At 63.1% G+C, this 18,969-nt stretch carries 30 protein-coding genes; all 30 read left to right on the top strand.

Annotated features, from left to right (window positions below; translation table 11 throughout):
* The first annotated feature begins 7 nt into the window (after nt 1–7).
* A complete protein-coding gene (gene tuf, locus ACWIKC_RS08840; RefSeq protein ID WP_454597139.1) occupies nt 8–1,198 on the top strand; it encodes an elongation factor Tu in 1,191 nt (396 codons plus the stop codon).
* Nucleotides 1,199–1,353: 155 nt separating this feature from the next.
* Nucleotides 1,354–1,665 (top strand): 30S ribosomal protein S10, encoded by a 312-nt coding sequence (gene rpsJ / locus ACWIKC_RS08835; protein WP_061924928.1) that lies wholly within the window; start codon nt 1,354–1,356, stop codon nt 1,663–1,665.
* A gap of 342 nt (nt 1,666–2,007) precedes the next feature.
* Nucleotides 2,008–2,895 (top strand): 50S ribosomal protein L3, encoded by an 888-nt coding sequence (rplC, locus tag ACWIKC_RS08830; RefSeq protein WP_454597138.1) that lies wholly within the window; start codon nt 2,008–2,010, stop codon nt 2,893–2,895.
* A 4-nt stretch (nt 2,896–2,899) separates the two neighbouring features.
* Nucleotides 2,900–3,523 carry a 50S ribosomal protein L4 gene (gene rplD, locus ACWIKC_RS08825; RefSeq protein WP_454597137.1) on the top strand — a complete coding sequence of 208 codons (624 nt, stop codon included), beginning with the start codon at nt 2,900–2,902 and terminating at the stop codon, nt 3,521–3,523.
* Nucleotides 3,516–3,824: a 50S ribosomal protein L23 gene (locus ACWIKC_RS08820; RefSeq protein WP_305929863.1), complete on the top strand. Its 309-nt coding sequence runs from the start codon at nt 3,516–3,518 to the stop codon at nt 3,822–3,824. The genes rplD and ACWIKC_RS08820 overlap by 8 nt, the downstream gene beginning before the upstream one ends.
* Nucleotides 3,825–3,838: 14 nt before the next feature.
* Nucleotides 3,839–4,675: a 50S ribosomal protein L2 gene (gene rplB / locus ACWIKC_RS08815; protein WP_454597136.1), complete on the top strand. Its 837-nt coding sequence runs from the start codon at nt 3,839–3,841 to the stop codon at nt 4,673–4,675.
* Nucleotides 4,676–4,681: 6 nt separating this feature from the next.
* Nucleotides 4,682–4,957: a 30S ribosomal protein S19 gene (gene rpsS / locus ACWIKC_RS08810; RefSeq protein WP_454597135.1), complete on the top strand. Its 276-nt coding sequence runs from the start codon at nt 4,682–4,684 to the stop codon at nt 4,955–4,957.
* Complete coding sequence (rplV, locus tag ACWIKC_RS08805) at nt 4,957–5,334, top strand: 50S ribosomal protein L22 (protein WP_305929860.1); 378 nt, start codon at nt 4,957–4,959, stop codon at nt 5,332–5,334. The genes rpsS and rplV overlap by 1 nt, the downstream gene beginning before the upstream one ends.
* Nucleotide 5,335: 1 nt before the next feature.
* Nucleotides 5,336–6,031, top strand: a complete 696-nt coding sequence (gene rpsC / locus ACWIKC_RS08800; protein WP_454597134.1) for a 30S ribosomal protein S3 — start codon at nt 5,336–5,338, stop codon at nt 6,029–6,031.
* 20 nt (nt 6,032–6,051) lie between these two features.
* Nucleotides 6,052–6,486 (top strand): 50S ribosomal protein L16, encoded by a 435-nt coding sequence (gene rplP / locus ACWIKC_RS08795; RefSeq protein WP_454597133.1) that lies wholly within the window; start codon nt 6,052–6,054, stop codon nt 6,484–6,486.
* The gene (gene rpmC, locus ACWIKC_RS08790) at nt 6,483–6,719 is read left to right on the top strand and encodes a 50S ribosomal protein L29 (protein WP_454597132.1); all 237 of its coding nucleotides are present in this window, start codon (nt 6,483–6,485) and stop codon (nt 6,717–6,719) included. The genes rplP and rpmC overlap by 4 nt, the downstream gene beginning before the upstream one ends.
* 10 nt (nt 6,720–6,729) lie before the next feature.
* A complete protein-coding gene (rpsQ, locus tag ACWIKC_RS08785; protein WP_454597131.1) occupies nt 6,730–7,020 on the top strand; it encodes a 30S ribosomal protein S17 in 291 nt (96 codons plus the stop codon).
* A gap of 56 nt (nt 7,021–7,076) precedes the next feature.
* Nucleotides 7,077–7,445: a 50S ribosomal protein L14 gene (rplN, locus tag ACWIKC_RS08780; RefSeq protein WP_067608516.1), complete on the top strand. Its 369-nt coding sequence runs from the start codon at nt 7,077–7,079 to the stop codon at nt 7,443–7,445.
* Complete coding sequence (gene rplX, locus ACWIKC_RS08775; RefSeq protein ID WP_454597130.1) at nt 7,445–7,765, top strand: 50S ribosomal protein L24; 321 nt, start codon at nt 7,445–7,447, stop codon at nt 7,763–7,765. The genes rplN and rplX overlap by 1 nt, the downstream gene beginning before the upstream one ends.
* Nucleotides 7,758–8,336, top strand: a complete 579-nt coding sequence (gene rplE / locus ACWIKC_RS08770) for a 50S ribosomal protein L5 (RefSeq protein WP_454597129.1) — start codon at nt 7,758–7,760, stop codon at nt 8,334–8,336. Before rplX ends, rplE begins: the two co-directional genes overlap by 8 nt.
* Before the next feature lie 28 nt (nt 8,337–8,364).
* On the top strand, nt 8,365–8,670 hold the full coding sequence (rpsN, locus tag ACWIKC_RS08765; protein WP_454597128.1) for a 30S ribosomal protein S14: 306 nt from the start codon (nt 8,365–8,367) through the stop codon (nt 8,668–8,670).
* A gap of 11 nt (nt 8,671–8,681) precedes the next feature.
* Entirely contained in the window at nt 8,682–9,077 is a 396-nt protein-coding gene (gene rpsH, locus ACWIKC_RS08760) for a 30S ribosomal protein S8 (RefSeq protein ID WP_454597127.1), read from the top strand.
* A complete protein-coding gene (gene rplF / locus ACWIKC_RS08755) occupies nt 9,077–9,610 on the top strand; it encodes a 50S ribosomal protein L6 (RefSeq protein ID WP_454597126.1) in 534 nt (177 codons plus the stop codon). Before rpsH ends, rplF begins: the two co-directional genes overlap by 1 nt.
* Before the next feature lies 1 nt (nt 9,611).
* Nucleotides 9,612–9,956, top strand: a complete 345-nt coding sequence (rplR, locus tag ACWIKC_RS08750) for a 50S ribosomal protein L18 (RefSeq protein WP_454597125.1) — start codon at nt 9,612–9,614, stop codon at nt 9,954–9,956.
* Nucleotides 9,956–10,870, top strand: coding sequence for a 30S ribosomal protein S5 (gene rpsE, locus ACWIKC_RS08745; protein WP_454597124.1), 915 nt, complete (start codon nt 9,956–9,958; stop codon nt 10,868–10,870). The genes rplR and rpsE overlap by 1 nt, the downstream gene beginning before the upstream one ends.
* Nucleotides 10,871–10,875: 5 nt before the next feature.
* Nucleotides 10,876–11,070, top strand: a complete 195-nt coding sequence (gene rpmD / locus ACWIKC_RS08740) for a 50S ribosomal protein L30 (RefSeq protein WP_454597123.1) — start codon at nt 10,876–10,878, stop codon at nt 11,068–11,070.
* Between the two features lie 103 nt (nt 11,071–11,173).
* The gene (gene rplO / locus ACWIKC_RS08735) at nt 11,174–11,710 is read left to right on the top strand and encodes a 50S ribosomal protein L15 (RefSeq protein ID WP_454597122.1); all 537 of its coding nucleotides are present in this window, start codon (nt 11,174–11,176) and stop codon (nt 11,708–11,710) included.
* 115 nt (nt 11,711–11,825) lie between these two features.
* Entirely contained in the window at nt 11,826–13,190 is a 1,365-nt protein-coding gene (gene secY / locus ACWIKC_RS08730) for a preprotein translocase subunit SecY (protein WP_454597121.1), read from the top strand.
* Nucleotides 13,191–13,222: 32 nt separating this feature from the next.
* Nucleotides 13,223–13,873, top strand: a complete 651-nt coding sequence (locus tag ACWIKC_RS08725) for an adenylate kinase (RefSeq protein WP_454597120.1) — start codon at nt 13,223–13,225, stop codon at nt 13,871–13,873.
* Between the two features lie 86 nt (nt 13,874–13,959).
* Nucleotides 13,960–14,616: an SRPBCC family protein gene (locus ACWIKC_RS08720; protein WP_454597119.1), complete on the top strand. Its 657-nt coding sequence runs from the start codon at nt 13,960–13,962 to the stop codon at nt 14,614–14,616.
* Nucleotides 14,617–14,911: 295 nt separating this feature from the next.
* Entirely contained in the window at nt 14,912–15,280 is a 369-nt protein-coding gene (gene rpsM, locus ACWIKC_RS08715; RefSeq protein ID WP_454597118.1) for a 30S ribosomal protein S13, read from the top strand.
* Nucleotides 15,281–15,342: 62 nt separating this feature from the next.
* Nucleotides 15,343–15,732, top strand: coding sequence for a 30S ribosomal protein S11 (rpsK, locus tag ACWIKC_RS08710; RefSeq protein ID WP_305929841.1), 390 nt, complete (start codon nt 15,343–15,345; stop codon nt 15,730–15,732).
* A 122-nt stretch (nt 15,733–15,854) separates the two neighbouring features.
* A complete protein-coding gene (locus ACWIKC_RS08705) occupies nt 15,855–16,910 on the top strand; it encodes a DNA-directed RNA polymerase subunit alpha (protein WP_454597117.1) in 1,056 nt (351 codons plus the stop codon).
* Between the two features lie 115 nt (nt 16,911–17,025).
* Nucleotides 17,026–17,451: a 50S ribosomal protein L17 gene (rplQ, locus tag ACWIKC_RS08700; protein WP_454599470.1), complete on the top strand. Its 426-nt coding sequence runs from the start codon at nt 17,026–17,028 to the stop codon at nt 17,449–17,451.
* A 91-nt stretch (nt 17,452–17,542) separates the two neighbouring features.
* Nucleotides 17,543–18,919, top strand: coding sequence for a serine hydrolase domain-containing protein (locus tag ACWIKC_RS08695; RefSeq protein ID WP_454597116.1), 1,377 nt, complete (start codon nt 17,543–17,545; stop codon nt 18,917–18,919).
* Nucleotides 18,920–18,969 lie beyond the last annotated feature (50 nt).

The following is an 18,969-nucleotide window of genomic DNA, read 5'->3' as shown; positions in this document are numbered from 1 at the left end:
GAGTATCATGGCGAAGGAAAAATTCCAGCGGAACAAGCCGCACTGCAACATCGGCACCATCGGTCACGTCGATCACGGCAAGACCACGCTGACTGCGGCGATTACCAAGGTGATGGCGGAAACATTCGGTGGCGCTGCCGTCGATTTCGCGAACATCGACAAGGCTCCCGAAGAGCGCGAGCGCGGCATCACCATTTCGACCGCACACGTCGAATATGAAACCGAAGCACGCCACTATGCGCACGTCGACTGCCCGGGCCACGCCGACTATGTGAAGAACATGATCACCGGTGCGGCGCAGATGGATGGCGCCATCCTGGTGGTGAACGCTGCCGACGGCCCCATGCCCCAGACTCGCGAGCACATCCTGCTCGCCCGTCAGGTCGGCGTGCCGCAGCTGGTGGTCTACCTCAACAAGGTCGACCAGGTCGACGACGAGGAACTGCTCGAGCTCGTCGAACTGGAAGTTCGCGAACTGCTTTCGGCCTACGATTTCGACGGCGACAACATTCCGATCGTGAAGGGTTCGGCTCTGGCCGCTCTGGAAGGTCGCGATGAGGAAATCGGCGAGAAGTCGATCAAGGCGCTGATGGAAGCCGTCGATTCCTACATCCCGCAGCCCGAGCGTCCGATCGACAAACCCTTCCTGATGCCGATCGAGGACGTGTTCTCGATCTCGGGTCGTGGCACGGTCGTCACCGGCCGTATCGAGACCGGTATCGTCAACGTCGGCGACGAATGCGAAATCGTTGGCATCAAGGACACGACCAAGACCGTCGTGACCGGTGTCGAGATGTTCCGCAAGCTGCTGGATCGCGGCGAAGCCGGCGACAACGTCGGTGCCCTGATCCGCGGTATCGCGCGTGAAGACGTCGAGCGTGGCCAGGTTCTGGCCAAGCCCGGTTCGGTCAACCCGCACACCGAGTTCAGCGCCGAGGTCTACGTTCTGTCGAAGGACGAGGGCGGCCGTCACACACCGTTCTTCGCCAACTACCGCCCGCAGTTCTACTTCCGGACCACCGACGTCACCGGCGAGGTTATCCTCCCCGAGGGCACCGAGATGGTGATGCCTGGGGATAACGTGACGATTGGCGTCAAGCTGATTGCTCCGATCGCCATGGACGAAGGCCTGCGTTTCGCCATCCGTGAAGGTGGCCGGACCGTCGGTTCTGGGGTTGTCAGCAGCATCACGAAGTAATATAGAGCGCGCGTCGCGACGGGAGATTCGTCTCCCCCGGCGCGCGCTTCTAGTTTGAGGAGGGCCGCCCCTCACCGGTTTATCGGTTGGGTGGGGCGGTTCTCTTTTTTTGGAAGTCCCCGGACTTCCTTGGCTCTTTCGCATCGGTATAGGTAATGGAAGCACAGAATATCCGCATTCGCCTCAAGGCGTTCGACCACCGCGTTCTCGACCAGGCAACTGGCGAAATCGCCGAAACCGCACGTCGCACGGGTGCTCTTATTCGTGGCCCCATTCCCATGCCGACGCGTATCGAGAAGTTCACCGTGAACCGCGGCCCGCACATCGACAAGAAGTCGCGCGAGCAGTTCGAGGTGCGCACTTACAAGCGACTGCTGGACATTGTGCAGCCGAACGCCCAGACGGTCGACGCGCTGATGAAGCTCGACCTCGCTGCCGGCGTCAACGTCGAAATCAAGCTCGCCTGAGCGAGTTTCTGAGGGGCCCCGGTTTTCTCCGGCGCCCGGTCCTCCCGGTAGGACTTTAAACGACCGGGGAAACTTCAAGCCCGCCCCATCGGCGGCACGAGTTTTCCGCCATCGCGGAAATATCGTTCGAAGAGCGAAGCCGCTCTTTGAGGTAAGGGATACCGCCGGATTTATCCGGGTCTGCGTCCCCCGTCTCGCTCCCACGGCCATGCGGCCTGACGGAGCACTCGGCCCGGACGGGGCTCGCATCGCATTTATGGGCCGAATTGGACCGCCGGGGTTGAACCCGGTTGTTCGCAAGCACCCGGATGGGCCGGGTGCCTCTGTTTAGGAGTTCTGACGATGCGCACAGGCGTTATCGCGAAAAAAGTCGGGATGACCCGCCTCTTCCAGGAGGACGGTCGGCACGTGCCGGTTACCGTTCTGTCGCTGGAAGATTGCCAGGTTACGTTGCATCGCACCGCCGATCGCGACGGCTATTATGCCGTCCAGCTCGGCGCCGGCGAGGCCAAGCACAAGAACGTCAACAAGCCGCAGCGCGAAGCTTTCGCCAAGGCTGAAGTTGGCCTCAAGATGAAGGTCGCCGAGTTCCGGGTTGAAGGCGAAGATGCGCTTCTCCCGGTCGGCGCGCGGATTTCCGCCGAGCATTTCATCGCCGGCCAGAAGGTCGATATCACCGGTCATACGCAGGGCAAGGGCTTCGCCGGCGCCATGAAGCGTTGGAACTTCGGTGGTCTTCGCGCCACCCACGGCGTCTCGCTCTCGCACCGTTCGCACGGTTCGACGGGTCAGCGCCAGGATCCGGGCAAGGTTTTCAAGGGCAAGAAGATGGCCGGCCACATGGGCGACCGTCAGCGCACCCAGCAGAACCTCGAGATCGTGCGCACCGACGCCGAGCGCGGTCTGCTCTTCGTCAAGGGCTCGGTCCCCGGTGCGAAGAACGGCTGGATGCTGGTTCGCGACTCCGTCAAGATCAAGCACTCCGACGATCTGCCGTTTCCCGGCGTCATGCGCCGCAATCAGAGCGAGTTTGCTTCCGAGGAGGCCGATGCCGGCCTGATCGAAAGCAGCGCCGATCACGCCGTGAACCCGGAAGTTTCGGTCGAGCAGCAGGAAAAGCTGATGCAGCAGCAGAGCGCCGGCGCAGATGCCGAGACCGGCGCTGCTGACGAAAACACCAGCACCACGCCGAGCGTCGACAAGGACGCCGGTGAGAACAAGGAGGGCTGACCCGATGAAGGTGAAGGTCCAGAATATCGACGGCAAAGCGTCGGGCGATATCGAACTCGACGATGCCGTGTTCGGGGTGGAGCCGCGTGCTGACATCCTGCACCGGGTCGTCACCTGGCAGCTCGAGAACCGTCGCGGCACCGCCCGCGCGGCGCGCGAGCGGTCGGATGTCAACCGCACGGGCAAGAAGTTCGTGCGTCAGAAAGGCACCGGCGGCGCCCGTCACGGCGATCGTGGCGCTCCGATCTTCATCGGCGGCGGCAAGGCTCATGGCCCGCGTCGGCGCGAGTTCGAGCAGTCGCTCAACAAGAAGGTCCGCGCGCTCGGTCTCAAGATGGCGCTCTCGAGCAAGGCCAAGGACGGCCTCATCGTCGTCGACAGCCTCGACCTCAACGATGCCAAGACCAAGGCGCTCAAGGGCCAGTTCGACAGGAACGGCTGGAGCGGCAAGGTCCTGTTTATCGACGGCGAGACCGTGAATGACGGCTTCCAGAAGGCGGCGCGCAACCTCCCGGGGATCAATATGCTCCCGGCGGTCGGTGCCAATGTCTACGACATCCTGAAGCACGACACGCTGATCCTCACCAAGGATGCGGTCGCAAAGCTGGAGGCCCGGTTCAATGGCTAAGAAGCAGGAAGTGGACGCGCGTCACTACGATGTGATTCTCGCGCCCCACATCACCGAAAAGTCGACGATGGCGTCCGAGCACAATGCGGTCGTCTTCAAGGTCGCGAATGATGCAACGAAGCCGCAGATCAAAGAGGCGGTCGAGGCGATCTACGACAAGAAAGTCGTGGGCGTGAACACCATCGTGACCAAGGGCAAGACCAAACGCTGGAAGGGCAGGCCCTACAAGCGTTCCGACGTGAAGAAGGCGATCGTCACCCTCGCCGAGGGTGAAATGATCGACATCACGAGCGGTATCTGAGGGGCTAGGAACCAATGGCACTCAAGAATTACAAACCGACGAGCCCCGCACGCCGTGGCTTGATCCTGGTCGACAAGTCGGGGCTCCACAAGGGTGGCCCGATCAAGTCTCTGACCGAGGGCAAGCACAAGACGGGCGGCCGCAACAACAAGGGTCATGTGACCTCGCGCGGTATCGCGGGCGGTCACAAGCAGCGCTACCGCTATATCGACTTCAAGCGTCGCAAGTGGGACGTCGAGGGTACCGTGGAGCGGATCGAATACGATCCCAACCGCACCGCCTTCATCGCGTTGATCAAATATGCCGACGAGGAACTGGCCTATATCATCGCGCCGCAGCGGCTAGCCGTTGGCGACAAGGTGATTGCCGGCGAGAAGGTCGACACCAAGCCGGGCAACGCGATGCTGCTGGGCCAGATGCCGATCGGCACCATCTGCCACAATGTGGAGATGAAACCGGAAAAGGGCGGGCAGATCGCCCGTTCGGCCGGTGCCTACGTCCAGCTGGTCGGTCGTGATCGCGGCATGGTCATCGTCAGGCTCAATTCAGGCGAGCAGCGTTATCTGCGTGCGGACTGCATGGGCACCGTCGGTGCCGTGTCCAACCCGGACAACCAGAACCAGAACTTCGGCAAGGCCGGACGGACCCGCTGGAAGGGACGTCGCCCGCTGACCCGCGGTGTCGCCAAGAACCCGGTCGATCACCCGCACGGCGGCGGCGAAGGCCGCACCAGCGGTGGCCGTCATCCGGTCACCCCGTGGGGCAAGCCCACCAAGGGCGCCCGTACCCGCAACAACAAGCAGACGGACAAATTGATCATCCGTTCGCGCCACGCCAAGAAGAAGAGGTAAGGACCAATGGCTCGTTCCGTCTGGAAAGGTCCGTTCGTCGAACTCAGCCTTTTGAAAAAGGCCGAAGACGCTCAGGACAGCAGTGGCTCCAAGCCCATCAAGACCTGGTCGCGTCGTTCGACGATCCTGCCGCAGTTCGTCGGTCTGACGTTCAGCGTCTACAATGGCCACAAGTTCATCCCGGTCTCCGTTTCGGAAGAGATGGTCGGCCACAAGCTTGGCGAATTTTCGCCGACGCGGACGTTTCCGGGGCACGCCTCGGACAAGAAGGGTAAGCGCTGATGGGCAAGGCTAAGTCTCCCCGCCGCGTGGCCGATAACGAGGCTCTTGCGGTCGGCACCACCATTCGTGGTTCCGCGCAGAAGCTGAACCTTGTCGCGGAGTTGATCCGCGGCAAGAAGGCCGAAGAGGCGCTCAACATCCTCGCTTTCTCCAAGAAGGCGATGGCCCGTGATGCCAGCAAGGTGCTCGCTTCGGCGATCGCCAATGCTGAAAACAATCACGATCTCGACGTCGATGCGCTGGTGGTTGCGGAAGCTTCCGTCGGCAAGTCGATCACCATGAAGCGTTTCCACACGCGCGGCCGTGGCAAGTCCACCCGCATCCTGAAGCCGTTCAGCAAGCTGCGGATCGTGGTGCGCGAAGAGGAAGAGGCGTAAGATGGGCCAGAAGAGCAATCCGATCGGTCTGCGTCTGCAGATCAACCGCACCTGGGACAGCCGCTGGTACGCCGAAGGGCGTAACTATGCGCAGCTGCTCAAGGAAGACATCGAGATCCGCAAGTACATCATGGACTCGCTGCCGCAGGCCGCGATCTCCAAGGTCGTGATCGAGCGTCCTGCCAAGCTGTGCCGCATTTCGATCTACGCTGCCCGCCCCGGTGTCATCATCGGCAAGAAGGGCGCCGATATCGAGAAGCTGCGCGTCAAGCTGGCTTCGATGACCGAAAGCGACGTGAAGCTCAACATCGTCGAAATCCGCAAGCCGGAAGTTGATGCCAAGCTGGTCGCCCAGGGTATCGCCGATCAGTTGATCCGCCGTATCGCTTTCCGTCGTGCGATGAAGCGTGCCATGCAGTCCGCCATGCGCCTGGGTGCCGAAGGCATCAAGATCGTGTGTGGCGGTCGTCTCGGCGGCGCCGAAATTGCCCGTGTCGAACAGTATCGCGAGGGCCGGGTGCCGTTGCACACGCTGCGCGCCAACATCGACTATGCCGAAGCCGAGGCGCTGACCGCCTATGGCATCATCGGCATCAAGGTGTGGGTCTTCAAGGGCGAGATTCTCGGCCACGATCCGACTGCGCAAGACCGTCTGATGATGGAATCGCAGACCTCCGGCGTGCGACCGGCGCGCTGATTGCAGGATAGGTAGAAAAAATGCTGCAACCGAAAAAAACCAAGTTCCGCAAGGCCTTCAAGGGGCGGATCAGTGGCAATGCCAAGGGCGGAACCACGCTGAACTTCGGCTCCTACGGCCTCAAGGCCCTGGAACCCGAACGTATCACCGCGCGCCAGATCGAGGCCGCGCGTCGTGCGATCACGCGCCACATCAAGCGTCAGGGACGCCTGTGGATTCGCGTGTTCCCCGACGTGCCCGTGTCGAAGAAGCCCGCCGAAGTGCGTCAGGGTAAGGGCAAGGGCTCGGTCGAATACTGGGCCGCCCGCGTGAAGCCGGGTCGCATCCTGTTCGAACTCGACGGCGTTGCCGGCCCGCTGGCCGCCGAAGCGTTCGAACGCGCAGCGATGAAGCTGCCGATCAAGACGAAGGTTATCGCCCGCTTTGGCGACACCTCGCACCTGGGAGGCGAATGATGGCCCAGAATTCGACAAAGACCGACGATCTGCGCCAGAGGAGCGACGATCAGCTTTCGGAAGAGCTCACCACGCTCAAGCGCGAGCAGTTCAACCTGCGGTTTCAGGCTGCCACCAACCAGCTCGAAGCGCCGGCGCGTATCCGCGAAGTCCGTCGCACGATCGCCAAGATCAAGACGCTTCAGACCGAGCGCTCCAAGCGCTCCGATGCTGACGCCAAAGCGAAAGCCTGAGGAGTAGACCATGCCCAAACGTATCCTGATCGGGACCGTCACTTCCGACAAGACCGACAAGACCGTGACCGTGAAGGTCGAACGCAAGGTGAAGCACCCGCTGTACGGGAAGATCATCCGTCGTTCGAAGAAGTATCACGCTCACGACGAGGCGAATGAATACACGCTCGGCGACGTCGTCCGTATCGAGGAGACCAAGCCGATTTCGAAGACCAAGACCTGGCTCGTGAAGGATCGCGTAACCGCGGGCGGCACCCAGGCGGTCGAGGCGGATCTCGAAGTCGAGGCCGCCAGTAACTGACGTTTTAGGAACTGCCGGACTGGTTCCGGCAAGCCAATGAGAAGGAAGACGGATCTATGATCCAGATGCAGTCCAATCTCGACGTCGCGGACAACAGCGGCGCCAAGCGCGTCCAGTGCATCAAGGTGCTGGGCGGGTCGAAGCGTCGCACCGCGAGCGTCGGCGATGTCATTGTGGTTTCCGTCAAGGAAGCCCAGCCGCGCGCCAAGGTGAAGAAGGGCGACGTCCATCGCGCCGTGATCGTGCGGACCCGCAAGGACGTCCGCCGTCCCGACGGCAGCGTCATCCGCTTCGACAGCAATGCCGCCGTGCTCGTGAACAAGAGCGAAGAGCCGATCGGCACCCGTATCTTCGGCCCGGTGGTGCGCGAACTGCGCGGCCGCGGGTTCATGAAGATCATCTCGCTCGCGCCGGAGGTGCTGTAATGGCCGCCGCAAAGATCAAGAAGGGCGACAAGGTCGTGGTGCTGTCCGGCAAGGACAAGGGCCAGACCGGCACCGTCTCCAAGGTAATGCCCAAGGAAGGCAAGCTGATCGTGGATGGCGTGAATATCGCCACCCGCCATCGCAAGCCCGACCAGGCCAACCCGCAGGGCGGGATCGACCGCTTTGCCGCGGCGATGCCGATCTGCAAGGTGGCCCTGGCCGACCCCAAGGACGGCAAGCCCACCCGCGTCCGTTTCGAACAGCAGGACGGCAAGAAGGTGCGCGTCGCCGTCAAGTCCGGGGAGACCATCGATGGCTGATTATACCCCTCGCATGAGGCAGCGCTACGACGACGAGATCGTCAAGGCGATGACCGAGAAATTCGGCTACAAGAACCGTCTCGAGGTTCCGCGTCTGGACAAGATCACGCTCAACATGGGTGTGGGCGAAGCCAGCCAGGACAAGAAGAAGGTCCAGACCGCCGCCGAGGAAATGGCGCTGATCGCCGGCCAGAAGCCGGTCATCACCATCGCCAAGAAGTCGATCGCCCAGTTCAAGCTGCGCGAAGGCATGCCGATCGGGTGCAAGGTGACCTTGCGCCGCGAGCGGATGTTCGAATTCGTCGACCGTCTGGTCACGATCGCGATGCCGCGGATTCGCGACTTTCGCGGGCTGAACCCGAAGAGTTTCGACGGGCGCGGCAATTACGCGATGGGCCTGAAGGAACAGATCGTTTTCCCCGAGATCAGCTACGACAAGATCGAGAAGGTCCGGGGCATGGACATCATCGTAACCACCACGGCGAAGACCGACGACGAAGCGCGCGAATTGCTGCGCCTGTTCGGCTTCCCGTTCACCGGCCAGACGGCTGAGCAGAAAGAAGCGGCCTGACGGCCGCTAGAAGAGGAACTTAAGTCCAATGGCGAAACTGAGTTCGATCAACAAGAACGAGCGTCGCAAGAAGCTCGTCAAGCAGTATGCCGCTAAGTATGAAAAGCTGAAGGCAATTGCTGACGACTCCTCGCTCGAAGAAAGCGATAGGCTGATGGCGCGCCTGAAGATGGCCGAGATTCCGCGTAATGCGAATCCGACCCGCGTGCGCAATCGCTGTTCGACCACCGGCCGCCCGCGCGGCTACTACCGCAAGTTCGGCGTCAACCGGATCGAGTTGCGGAATCTGGGCAATAAGGGCCTGATTCCCGGCCTGACCAAGTCGAGCTGGTGAGGATCTAGAAGATGGCAATGACCGATCCCCTGGGTGACATGCTCACCCGTATCCGCAACGGCCAGCAGGCGAAGAAGGACTCCGTCCTCTCGCCGGCTTCCAAGCTGCGCGCGAACGTTCTGGAAGTGCTCCAGCGCGAGGGCTACATCCGTGGCTTCTCCGAGGACTCCAGCGGCAAGCACAAGGCGCTGCGGATCGAACTGAAATATTTCGAAGGCGAGCCGGCTATCAAGCATGTCTCGCGCGTTTCGAAGCCCGGCCGCCGCGTCTATTCGGGTTCCAAGGAACTTCCGACGGTGCGCAACGGCCTCGGCATCACCATCGTCTCGACGCCCCGCGGCGTGCTTTCCGATACGGAAGCCCGCAACGAAAACGTCGGTGGCGAAGTGCTGGCGGAGGTATTCTGATGAGCCGCATCGGTAAACGACCGGTCGCGATCCCTTCTGGGGTGACCGCCAATATCGACGCCGGCGTGCTGAGCGTCAAAGGGCCCAAGGGCAATTTGACCCTGCACCTGTCGGATCACATCGCCTACAAGGTCGAAGGCGACGAGATCCAGGTCAACCCGGCCAACGAAACCAAGGAGGCTCGGTCCTTTTGGGGTCTGCAGCGCACGCTGGTTTCCAACCTCGTCGAAGGCGTAACCGACGGTTTCGCCAAGACGTTGCTGATCACCGGCGTCGGCTATCGTGCCGCCGCGCAGGGCCGGAAGCTCAAGCTTCAGCTTGGCTACAGTCATGATGTCGATCTCGACATTCCCGAAGGTCTCGATGTCGCCACGCCCGATCAGACGACCATAATCATCTCGGGCATCGACAAGCAGTCCGTTGGCCAGTTCGCCGCCGAAATCCGCCGCTGGCGCAAGCCCGAACCCTACAAGGGCAAGGGTATCAAGTACCAGGGCGAGTACGTCTTCCGCAAGGAAGGGAAGAAGAAGTAACATGGCCAAACTTTCCCTTTTCGAACGCCGTCGCCAGCGTGTCCGCACCGCTCTCAAGAGCCGTGCGGGCGGCAAGCCGCGACTGTCCGTGCACCGCACCGGCAAGCACATCTACGCGCAGATCATCGATGACGCGGCCGGTACGACCGTCGCCGCCGCATCCACGCTCGGCACGAAGGATTCCGGTGCCAATATCGATGCCGCCAAGTCGGTCGGCAAGGACATCGCCGCCGCCGCCAAGAAGGCCGGCGTCACCACCGTCGTGTTCGATCGCGGCGGCTTCCTGTTCCACGGTCGCGTGAAAGCGTTGGCCGACGCCGCCCGCGAAGGCGGGCTGGAGTTCTGATGATGGCTGACGACAAGAAAACCGAAGAGACCCCCGAAACCAAGGCTCCCGAAGCTGAGGCTCCGGCGACGGAATCCAAGTCCGAAGCCAAGCCGGTCGAGAGCGACCAGCCTGCCAAGGCCGAGACCGAGCATGCGGTTACCAAGGAAGCGCCGGCGATTGCCGATACGCCTTCCGAGGCTGCCGACAACCAGTCGCCTGCACAGGCTTCCGAGGGCCAGCCCCGCGATCGCCAGAATGCCGGTCGCGGACGCGGCGGCCCTGGTGGCGGTGGCGGCGGTCGCGGCCCGGGTGGCCCCGGCGGCGGCGGTGGCCGCGGTCGCGGTGGCCCCGGCGGCGGTCGCGACAACAACCGTCGCGGCGGACGTCAGGAAGAAGACGACGGCATCATCGAGAAGCTGGTCCACATCAACCGCGTCTCGAAGACCGTGAAGGGTGGTAAGCGCTTCGGCTTCGCCGCTCTGGTCGTGGTCGGCGACGGTTCGGGCCGGGTCGGTTTCGGCCACGGCAAGGCGCGCGAAGTGCCGGAAGCCATTTCCAAGGCGACCGCTGCCGCGCGCAAGAAGATGATCCGCGTTCCGCTCAAGGAAGGCCGCACGCTTCACCATGACGGCAAGGGCCGGTTCGGTGCGGGCAAGGTCAATGTTCGCTCGGCACCTGCGGGTACCGGCATCATTGCCGGTGGTCCGATGCGCGCCGTGTTCGAAAGCCTGGGTGTCGCGGACGTGGTGACCAAGTCGGTCGGTTCGTCCAACCCCTACAACATGATCCGCGCCACTTTCGATGCGCTGGTGAACCAGACTTCGCCGAAGTCGGTGGCCCAGCGTCGCGGCAAGAAGGTCGCCGATCTGCTCGGCCGCGGTGGCGCCAGCGAAGCCGAGGCGCAAGCCGACGCCGCAGCGGTCGCGGAGTAAAACAGATGGCGAAGAACAAGACGAAAAACGACACGATCACCATCCGGCAGATCGGTTCGCCCATCCGGCGTCCCGAGAGCCAGAAGAAGATCCTCACCGGTCTGGGCCTTGGCAAGATGCACAAGACCGTCGAGATCGAGGACACCCCCGAAGTGCGCGGCGCGATTGCAAAATTGCCGCACATGGTCGAGGTGATCTAAGAGACATCGAGCCCCCCGCCAGCGCGGGGGGCCGATCCTCGTTTCCGCACCCGGCGGAAATCGAGACCCAATCAGCGCGAACAAAGCGAAAGCGAGTGCACCCATGACTTTCAAACTCAACGAAATCCGCGACAATCCCGGCGCTCGCAAGAGCCGTATGCGCGTTGGACGCGGCATCGGCTCGGGCAAGGGCAAGACCTCGGGCCGCGGCCAGAAGGGCCAGAAGAGCCGCGGCGGCGTCGCCATCAAGGGTTTCGAGGGCGGCCAGATGCCGCTCCACATGCGTCTGCCGAAGCGCGGGTTCAACAACCCCTTCGCCAAGGACTTCTCCGAAGTGAACATCGGGATGATCCAGAAGTTCATCGACGCCGGCAAGCTCGACGCCAAGGGCACCATCGATCACGAAGCGCTCAAGGCAGCGGGCCTCGCGCGCGGTGGCAAGGACGGCCTGCGCCTGCTCGGCAAGGGCGAACTGACCGCCAAGCTCAAGCTCACCGTTGCCGGCGCTTCGAAGGGTGCCATCGAGGCTGTCGAGAAGGCGGGCGGTTCGGTCGAAATCGTCAAGGTCAAGAAGGTCAGCGGCAAGCCCAACGAGAACAAGACCGGCAAGCACGCAGCCGCCAAGGCTACCTCCGAATAATCGGAAAAATCGGGAGCGGGGTTCGACATTGCGAACCCCGCTCCCTATCTGTCCTGTCTGCGCCGGGACGGGCCGGCGCCCATCATACGCAGACGCTAGGATCGACATTTAAGCCATGGCATCACGCGCCGATAACATTGCGAGCCAGATGAGCCTCGCAAACTTCTCCAAGGCCACCGAGCTGCGCCAGCGTATCTGGTTCACGATCGGCGCGCTTATCGTCTTCCGTTTTCTCAGCTTCGTGCCGCTCCCGGGTATCAACCCGCGCGTGCTCGCACAGCTCGCCGACACCACGCGCGGCGGCATCCTGGACATGTTCAACATGTTCACGGGTGGCAGCCTGGAGCGCATGAGCCTCATCGCGCTCGGCGTGATGCCCTATATTACCGCCTCGATCGTGGTCCAGCTCGCCAGCGCGCTGCACCCGACGCTTGCCGCGCTCAAGAAGGAGGGCAGCACCGGGCGCCAGAAGCTCAACCAGTACACCCGCTACGGCACCGTGTTCCTGTGCTCGATCCAGGGCTGGTTCCTGGCCTCCGGGCTCGAGAGCTTCGGTGCGTCGAACGGCCTCAACGCGGTCATCGACCCGGGCGTGGCCTTCCGCATCGGCGTCGTCATCTCGCTGGTCGGTGGCACCATGTTCCTGCTGTGGCTGGGCGAACAGATCACCAGCCGTGGTATCGGCAACGGCGTCTCGCTGATCATCATGGCCGGCATCGTCGCCCAGTTCCCGGGGTTTGCCTCGAACCTGTTTGAAGGCGGGCGGACCGGCTCGATCTCGCCGGGGATCATCATCGGTTTCATCCTGATGGTGGTGGTGCTGATCCTGATCATCTCCTTCGTGGAGCGCGCTCAGCGACGATTGCTGATCCAGTATCCCAAGCGGGCGACCCAGCGCGGAATGATGCAGGCCGACCGCTCGCATCTGCCGCTCAAGCTCAACACCGCGGGCGTCATACCGCCGATCTTCGCCAGCTCGCTGCTGCTGCTTCCGCTGACGATCAGCCAGTTCGCGGGCAGTTCGGTCGACACCGACAGCGGCTTTGGCGGTACGATCATCGCGCTCAACCAGTATCTGGCGCATGGACAACCGCTCTACATGACGCTCTATGCGGCGGGCATCATCTTCTTCGCCTTCTTCTACACTGCGGTTGTCTTCAACCCGGAGGAGACCGCGGAGAATCTCAAGAAGAACGGGGGCTTCATTCCCGGCATCCGTCCGGGCAAGCGGACCGAGGAATATCTCGATTACGTGCTTACGCGGATCACCGTGGTCGGCGCGATCTATCTGGCGCTGGTCTGCGTGATCCCGGAATATATGATCGCGCAGACGGGGATCCCGCTGTTCCTTGGCGGCACGAGCCTGCTGATCGTCGTGAACGTCACGGTCGACACGATCAGCCAGATCCAGTCGCATCTGCTGGCGCACCAGTATGGCGACCTCATCAAGAAGGCCAAGTTGAAGGGCCGCAATCGCTAGCTTGCCCGCGGGGTCGAAGGGGATAATACGGAATGGACATAATCCTTCTGGGGCCTCCGGGCGCAGGCAAGGGCACGCAGTCGCAGCGCCTCGTCGAACATCACGGCATGCGCCAGCTCTCGACTGGCGACATGCTGCGCGGTGCGGTCAAGGCGGGAACGCAAGTCGGGATCAAGGCCAAGACGGTCATGGATCGCGGCGAGCTCGTCAGCGACGATATTGTCTCCGATCTCATCGATGCCGAACTGACCGCGATGGGCCCCGAGATGGGCGCTATATTCGACGGCTATCCGCGCACCGAGGCGCAGGCCGGAATGCTCGACGAAATCCTTACGCGCCACGGCCGCAAGCTCGATCACGTGATCGAACTCGAAGTCAATGAGGACGCGCTGGTCGAGCGCATCATCGGTCGCTTCACTTGCGCCGAGTGCGGGGCGGGCTATCACGACATCTTCAAGCTGCCGAAGGTGCCGGGGACCTGCGACAAATGCGGTTCGACCGAATTCAAGCGGCGGCCCGACGACAATGAGGAAACCGTGCGCAAGCGCATGGCGCTCTACCGGGCCGAAACCGCGCCGATCCTGCCGGGCTACGAAAGCCGCGGGATCGTCAGCCGGGTCGATGGCATGGCGAGCATTGAGGATGTGACCCACAGGATCGACGAGATCCTCGCGCAGGGCTGAAGGCGCGAGGGCAGCGCGCGTGGCTGCGCAGCCCGATCTTTCCATCCCGCTTGCTCTGTCCTATCGCCGGGGCAAAGGAGTGATGGATGCGTAACCGGTTTTTCTTCGCTGCCGCGCTCGCGGTAGGCATGCCCGTTTCCCCCGCTGCGGCAGAGGTGGTCTCGACCACCGACGACGGCTTCGTCACCCGCGCCACCGCCGAGGTCGCAGCCGAACCGCTCGCGGTATGGCTGGCGCTGACCAAGCCGGGCGAATGGTGGAATTCCGAACACACCTGGTCGGGCGATGCGGCGAATATGACGCTCACCCCGCAGGCGGGCGGATGCCTGTGCGAAAAGCTGCCCGGCGACGATGGCGAGGAGGGCTTCGCCATGGACGGCAGCGCGCATCACGCCACGGTGGTGCAGGCCTTTCCCTTGCGCGTGCTACGGCTGCGCGGTGGGCTGGGCCCGCTTCAGGGCGAGCCGGCCACCGGCATCCTCACCATCACGCTCAAGGAAATCGACGGCGGGACCCGCGTGCTGTGGGAATACAATGTCGGCGGCCCGATGCGCTACAAGATCGAGCAGATTTCCGGCGCGGTCGATGCGGTGATGACGCAGCAGCTGATGGGCTTGCGCGATCATCTCGGCGCGCTGGAATCGGACGAGGCCGCCGCGTCGGACGAGCCGGAACCAGCCCCGGAGATCGAACCCGAAGCCACGCTCGAAGACCAGATCGATGCGCTGGGAAGGGTAGAATAGGACCAGCCAGGCGATAACGCGTTTTGACGCGCGCGCGGCGTCGGGCTATAGTGTCGTCATAACGCAACCGCCTGCTGGCGGCTGCGCCCCAGTGCGCGGGTAGGTGGTTGACGCAGCGGTCGAATCGACGTAAGCGCGCCCTTCATTCGACAGTATCGGACGGGTCCGGCAGGCGGCAGCCTTTGGATGCGCGCTATCCGGTTCCCTTGCGACATTGTCGGTGAATTGAGCGATGAGATAGGGGGCGGCCCGTCACGGTAACCGCAAGCCCCTGTGGAGCATGGAGAAGTATTAAGTGGCACGTATTGCCGGGATCAATATCCCCACCAACAAGCGCGTGATTATCGCGCTTACCTATATTCACGGAATCGGCCGGACCACGGCGGTCCAGATCGCCGACAAGCTGGGCATCGACCAGTCGCGCCGCGTGCAGGACCTCACCGACGAGGAATTGCTGCGGATTCGCGAGACGATCGATTCGGATCATCAGGTCGAGGGCGACCTTCGTCGCGACACCGCGATGAACATCAAGCGTCTGATGGACCTGCGGACCTATCGCGGTTTGCGTCATCGTACTGGCCTGCCCGTTCGCGGCCAGCGCACCCACACCAACGCCCGCACCCGCAAGGGCAAGGCCAAGCCGATCGCCGGCAAGAAGAAGTAAGCACCGCGAGGCTTCACGCCTCCGCAGCTTTTCCCTTCTCGCGAATATAGAGGAATACACACATGGCACGCGAACCCGGCCGAGTTAAACGTCGCGACAAGAAGAACATCACCAGCGGCGTCGCGCACATCAACGCCAGCTTCAACAACACGATGATCACGATCACCGACGCCCAGGGCAATGCGATCAGCTGGTCCAGCGCCGGCACGATGGGCTTCAAGGGGAGCCGCAAGTCGACTCCCTACGCAGCCCAGGTCGCCGCCGACGATGCCGGCAAGAAGGCCGCCGAACACGGCGTGCGGACGCTGGAAGTCGAAGTGAAGGGTCCGGGCTCGGGTCGCGAGAGCGCTCTGCGCGGTCTTGCGGCGGTGGGCTTTACCATCACCTCGATCCGCGACGTCACGCCGATCCCGCACAACGGCGTCCGGCCATCCAAGCGTCGCCGCGTCTGATCCGTGCCTGCCTGGCGGGGCCATTCGGGTCCCGCCGACAATCTCTCACGGACCGGGCGCTCTACCAGAGCTTCCGGTCCTGCCCATATCCGAACCCGCCCAGCGCGAAATAGGGGAAATCCATGTCCGTCAACACCAAGAACTGGCAGGAACTCAAGAAACCCAGCAGCCTCGAAATTAAGGACGGCGGCGAGAAAAACCGCAAGACCACCTTCGTCGCTGAACCTCTCGAGCGCGGCTTCGGCCTGACGCTCGGCAACGCGCTGCGGCGCGTGCTGCTCTCCTCGCTCCAGGGTGCGGCGATCACCTCGATCAAGATCGAGAACGTGCTCCACGAATTCTCCTCGCTCGCCGGCGTGCGCGAGGATGTCACCGACATCGTGCTCAACGTGAAGCAGATCGCGCTGCGTATGGAAGGCGAGGGCCCCAAGCGGCTTCAGCTGTCCATGACCGGCCCGGCGCAGGTCAAGGCCGGCGACATCGCGGTTTCGGGCGATATCGAGGTGATGAACAAGAACCTCGTGATCTGCCATCTCGACGAAGGCGCGACGCTCAACATGGAGCTGACCGCCGATATCGGTAAGGGCTATTCGCCTGCGGTCCAGAACCGTCCGGTCGATGCGCCGATCGGCCTGATCCCGGTCGACAGCCTCTATTCGCCGGTCCGCCAGGTGAGCTACAAGGTCGATGCCGCGCGCGTCGGGCAGGAGCTCGATTACGACAAGCTCTCGCTGACGGTCGAAACCGACGGCACCGTCACCCCGGAAGACGCCGTGGCCTATGCCGCGCGCATCCTCCAGGACCAGCTGACGCTGTTCGTCCACTTCGAGGACGGGGTCCCGCAGCCCAGCTCGGCGATGATCGGGCAGGCCGCAGAGCCGCAGGAAAGCGACACCAACCAGCTCAATCGTTACCTGCTCAAGAAGGTCGACGAGCTGGAGCTTTCGGTGCGTTCGGCCAATTGCCTCAAGAACGACAACATCATCTACATCGGCGATCTGGTCCAGAAGACCGAAGCCGAGATGCTGCGGACGCCGAACTTCGGCCGCAAGTCGCTCAACGAGATCAAGGAAGTGCTTTCCAGCATGGGTCTTCGCCTCGGGATGGATATCCCGGGCTGGCCGCCGGAAAACATCGAGGAAATGGCCAAGAAGCTCGAGCAGGAACTGCTTGGCTGATGCTGTCCCCCGCCTCGTGCGGGGGATCGCTTCAAAGGGCGAGGGTGACGGCCCCTGACGGTCACCGGCTACGGGCTACCTCATACGGGCCCCTAACGAACGTAAGGAATGAATGATGCGTCACGGTATTTCGCAGCGCAAGCTGAGCCGCAAGTCGGGCCACCGCAAGGCCCTGTTCCGCAATATGAGCGCCGCGCTGATCAAGCACGAGCAGATCCTCACCACGGTCCCCAAGGCCAAGGAACTGCGGCCCTATGTCGAGAAGCTGATCACGCTCGCCAAGCGCGGCGGGCTGTCGAACCGTCGCCTCGCGCATGCGCGGATGCTCGACGACACCCAGCTCAAGAAACTGTTCGATGTGCTGGCCGATCGCTATTCGGATCGCGAAGGCGGCTACACCCGCATCATCAAGGCCGGTTATCGCGGCAGCGACGCTGCGCCGATGGCAATCATCGAACTGGTCGACCGCGATGTCTCCGCCAAGGGCCAGGACAGCGGTCCGGTGATGAACCACGACGAGGAAGAGCTCGAGGACGCCTGAGCTTCCGAAGCACTCCAGAGAAATCCGAAAGGGCCGTCCGGGAAACCGCGCGGCCCTTTTCTTTTGCGGCGAGCGTGGCACAAGGTGCCACATGATCCGTCAGACCCTCGCAGCCGCCGCGCTGCTCGCCACCTCCACCGTCGTCACACCGGTTTTCGCGCAGAGCGAACAGGACCAGCTCGCCACCCGCTACGACCGCGCGCTGGCGGCGGGATACAAGGCGCTGATGCTATGCAGCGTGATCGGCAATTCCGATCCCACCGGTGGGCGGCGGGCGGTAGCCTCGGTCGAGCAGTGGGAACTGACCGGGATCGACTCCGCGCTCGATCCGCTGGTCCGCGAGCTGCGCCACACCATCGCGACCGGCGCCGATGGCTTCCTCGACTTCGTCGCGGTCGAATGGGCGCCGGACATGCCGCCGCGGATCGCGGCCTTCCGCAACCCCGGCGGTTGCGCGATCCTGCCGATCGGCAGCGCGGCACCGGAGGAAGAGGCTTCTACGGCCACGATGATCGACCAGCCGGGTACACCAGCGGGACAACTGCCGCAGACTTCGGGCCGCTGGGCCGAACTCGCCCAGCGCGGCCTTGTGGCGGATTACGGAGAGGGTGCACTGACCACGGCGGTGCTGATCCAGCGCGACGGACGCGTCCTGGGCGAAGCCTTCGCGCCGGGGTTCGACGGCGATTTGCTCCAGCGAACATGGTCTGTTGCCAAGAGCCTGGCCGCGACCATCGTCGGCGCTGCGGTGCATCGCGGTGAGGCGGATGTCGCAGCTTCCGCAGGGCTGGGTGCCGACGAGTCGGATCCCCGCCGCGCGATCAGCCTCGATCATCTCCTCCGCATGGCTTCGGGCCGCTATTCCGACACGCCGGGCAATCGTACCGATCCGCTCTATTGGGGAGGGACTACCGTGGCGGAGCGCGCGGCGAACTGGCCGCTGATCGCCGCGCCCGGGAGCAGCTATCGCTACGCCAACAATGACACGCTGATGGCTGTTAAGGCGATCAAGCCCACCTTCGCGGCTCATCCCCCAGCAGCGTTGTTCGATAAGCTCGGTATGTATCACACCGTCGCCGAGACCGACTGGCAGGGCGACTACATCCTCTCGAGCCAGGTCTGGACCACTGCCCGCGATCTCGCCAAATTCGGTCAGCTCTATCTCGACGATGGCGTATTGCCCGATGGCGAGCGAATTCTGCCTGCAGGCTGGGTCGACTACGTTTCTGCCCCCTCAGGCCCGCAACCCGAGGGCCGCGAGATGGGCTATGGCGCGGGATTCTGGCTGTTCAACCAGACCGACGGCATTCCGCCCGACACCTTCGCCGCCATGGGCAATCGCGGACAATATGTCGTGATCGTCCCGAGCCGCGATGTCGTGATCGTGCGGCGCGGCGAGGACCCGACGGGGAGCCGTTTCGACATCCTTGCCTTCACCCGCGACGTGCTGGCCGCACTCGGCGAATGATTGCGCCGCTCCACCCTCGCAGCTAGTTACCACCGCAACGAAAACATCCG

It is taken from the genome of Qipengyuania sp. SM2507 (assembly GCF_053714505.1).
The sequence above is the reverse complement of the archived record's forward strand: the minus strand, read 5'-3'. Positions and strand labels throughout refer to the sequence as shown.

What these genes read in the sequence shown, in the direction of transcription:
- rplR (WP_454597125.1), top strand. Translation starts at nt 9,612, where the DNA reads ATGGCCAAACTTTCCCTTTTCGAACGCCGTCGCCAGCGTGTCCGCACC.
- rplE (WP_454597129.1), top strand. Translation starts at nt 7,758, where the DNA reads ATGGCTGATTATACCCCTCGCATGAGGCAGCGCTACGACGACGAGATC.
- rpsK (WP_305929841.1), top strand. Translation starts at nt 15,343, where the DNA reads ATGGCACGCGAACCCGGCCGAGTTAAACGTCGCGACAAGAAGAACATC.
- rpsC (WP_454597134.1), top strand. Translation starts at nt 5,336, where the DNA reads ATGGGCCAGAAGAGCAATCCGATCGGTCTGCGTCTGCAGATCAACCGC.
- ACWIKC_RS08705 (WP_454597117.1), top strand. Translation starts at nt 15,855, where the DNA reads ATGTCCGTCAACACCAAGAACTGGCAGGAACTCAAGAAACCCAGCAGC.
- rpsE (WP_454597124.1), top strand. Translation starts at nt 9,956, where the DNA reads ATGATGGCTGACGACAAGAAAACCGAAGAGACCCCCGAAACCAAGGCT.
- rplQ (WP_454599470.1), top strand. Translation starts at nt 17,026, where the DNA reads ATGCGTCACGGTATTTCGCAGCGCAAGCTGAGCCGCAAGTCGGGCCAC.
- rplO (WP_454597122.1), top strand. Translation starts at nt 11,174, where the DNA reads ATGACTTTCAAACTCAACGAAATCCGCGACAATCCCGGCGCTCGCAAG.
- rpsS (WP_454597135.1), top strand. Translation starts at nt 4,682, where the DNA reads ATGGCTCGTTCCGTCTGGAAAGGTCCGTTCGTCGAACTCAGCCTTTTG.
- rpsQ (WP_454597131.1), top strand. Translation starts at nt 6,730, where the DNA reads ATGCCCAAACGTATCCTGATCGGGACCGTCACTTCCGACAAGACCGAC.
- rplD (WP_454597137.1), top strand. Translation starts at nt 2,900, where the DNA reads ATGAAGGTGAAGGTCCAGAATATCGACGGCAAAGCGTCGGGCGATATC.
- rpsJ (WP_061924928.1), top strand. Translation starts at nt 1,354, where the DNA reads ATGGAAGCACAGAATATCCGCATTCGCCTCAAGGCGTTCGACCACCGC.
- rpmD (WP_454597123.1), top strand. Translation starts at nt 10,876, where the DNA reads ATGGCGAAGAACAAGACGAAAAACGACACGATCACCATCCGGCAGATC.
- rpsN (WP_454597128.1), top strand. Translation starts at nt 8,365, where the DNA reads ATGGCGAAACTGAGTTCGATCAACAAGAACGAGCGTCGCAAGAAGCTC.
- ACWIKC_RS08720 (WP_454597119.1), top strand. Translation starts at nt 13,960, where the DNA reads ATGCGTAACCGGTTTTTCTTCGCTGCCGCGCTCGCGGTAGGCATGCCC.
- rplX (WP_454597130.1), top strand. Translation starts at nt 7,445, where the DNA reads ATGGCCGCCGCAAAGATCAAGAAGGGCGACAAGGTCGTGGTGCTGTCC.
- ACWIKC_RS08695 (WP_454597116.1), top strand. Translation starts at nt 17,543, where the DNA reads ATGATCCGTCAGACCCTCGCAGCCGCCGCGCTGCTCGCCACCTCCACC.
- rpsH (WP_454597127.1), top strand. Translation starts at nt 8,682, where the DNA reads ATGGCAATGACCGATCCCCTGGGTGACATGCTCACCCGTATCCGCAAC.
- rplC (WP_454597138.1), top strand. Translation starts at nt 2,008, where the DNA reads ATGCGCACAGGCGTTATCGCGAAAAAAGTCGGGATGACCCGCCTCTTC.
- rpmC (WP_454597132.1), top strand. Translation starts at nt 6,483, where the DNA reads ATGATGGCCCAGAATTCGACAAAGACCGACGATCTGCGCCAGAGGAGC.
- ACWIKC_RS08820 (WP_305929863.1), top strand. Translation starts at nt 3,516, where the DNA reads ATGGCTAAGAAGCAGGAAGTGGACGCGCGTCACTACGATGTGATTCTC.
- rplB (WP_454597136.1), top strand. Translation starts at nt 3,839, where the DNA reads ATGGCACTCAAGAATTACAAACCGACGAGCCCCGCACGCCGTGGCTTG.
- rplN (WP_067608516.1), top strand. Translation starts at nt 7,077, where the DNA reads ATGATCCAGATGCAGTCCAATCTCGACGTCGCGGACAACAGCGGCGCC.
- rplF (WP_454597126.1), top strand. Translation starts at nt 9,077, where the DNA reads ATGAGCCGCATCGGTAAACGACCGGTCGCGATCCCTTCTGGGGTGACC.
- ACWIKC_RS08725 (WP_454597120.1), top strand. Translation starts at nt 13,223, where the DNA reads ATGGACATAATCCTTCTGGGGCCTCCGGGCGCAGGCAAGGGCACGCAG.
- tuf (WP_454597139.1), top strand. Translation starts at nt 8, where the DNA reads ATGGCGAAGGAAAAATTCCAGCGGAACAAGCCGCACTGCAACATCGGC.
- rplV (WP_305929860.1), top strand. Translation starts at nt 4,957, where the DNA reads ATGGGCAAGGCTAAGTCTCCCCGCCGCGTGGCCGATAACGAGGCTCTT.
- rplP (WP_454597133.1), top strand. Translation starts at nt 6,052, where the DNA reads ATGCTGCAACCGAAAAAAACCAAGTTCCGCAAGGCCTTCAAGGGGCGG.
- secY (WP_454597121.1), top strand. Translation starts at nt 11,826, where the DNA reads ATGGCATCACGCGCCGATAACATTGCGAGCCAGATGAGCCTCGCAAAC.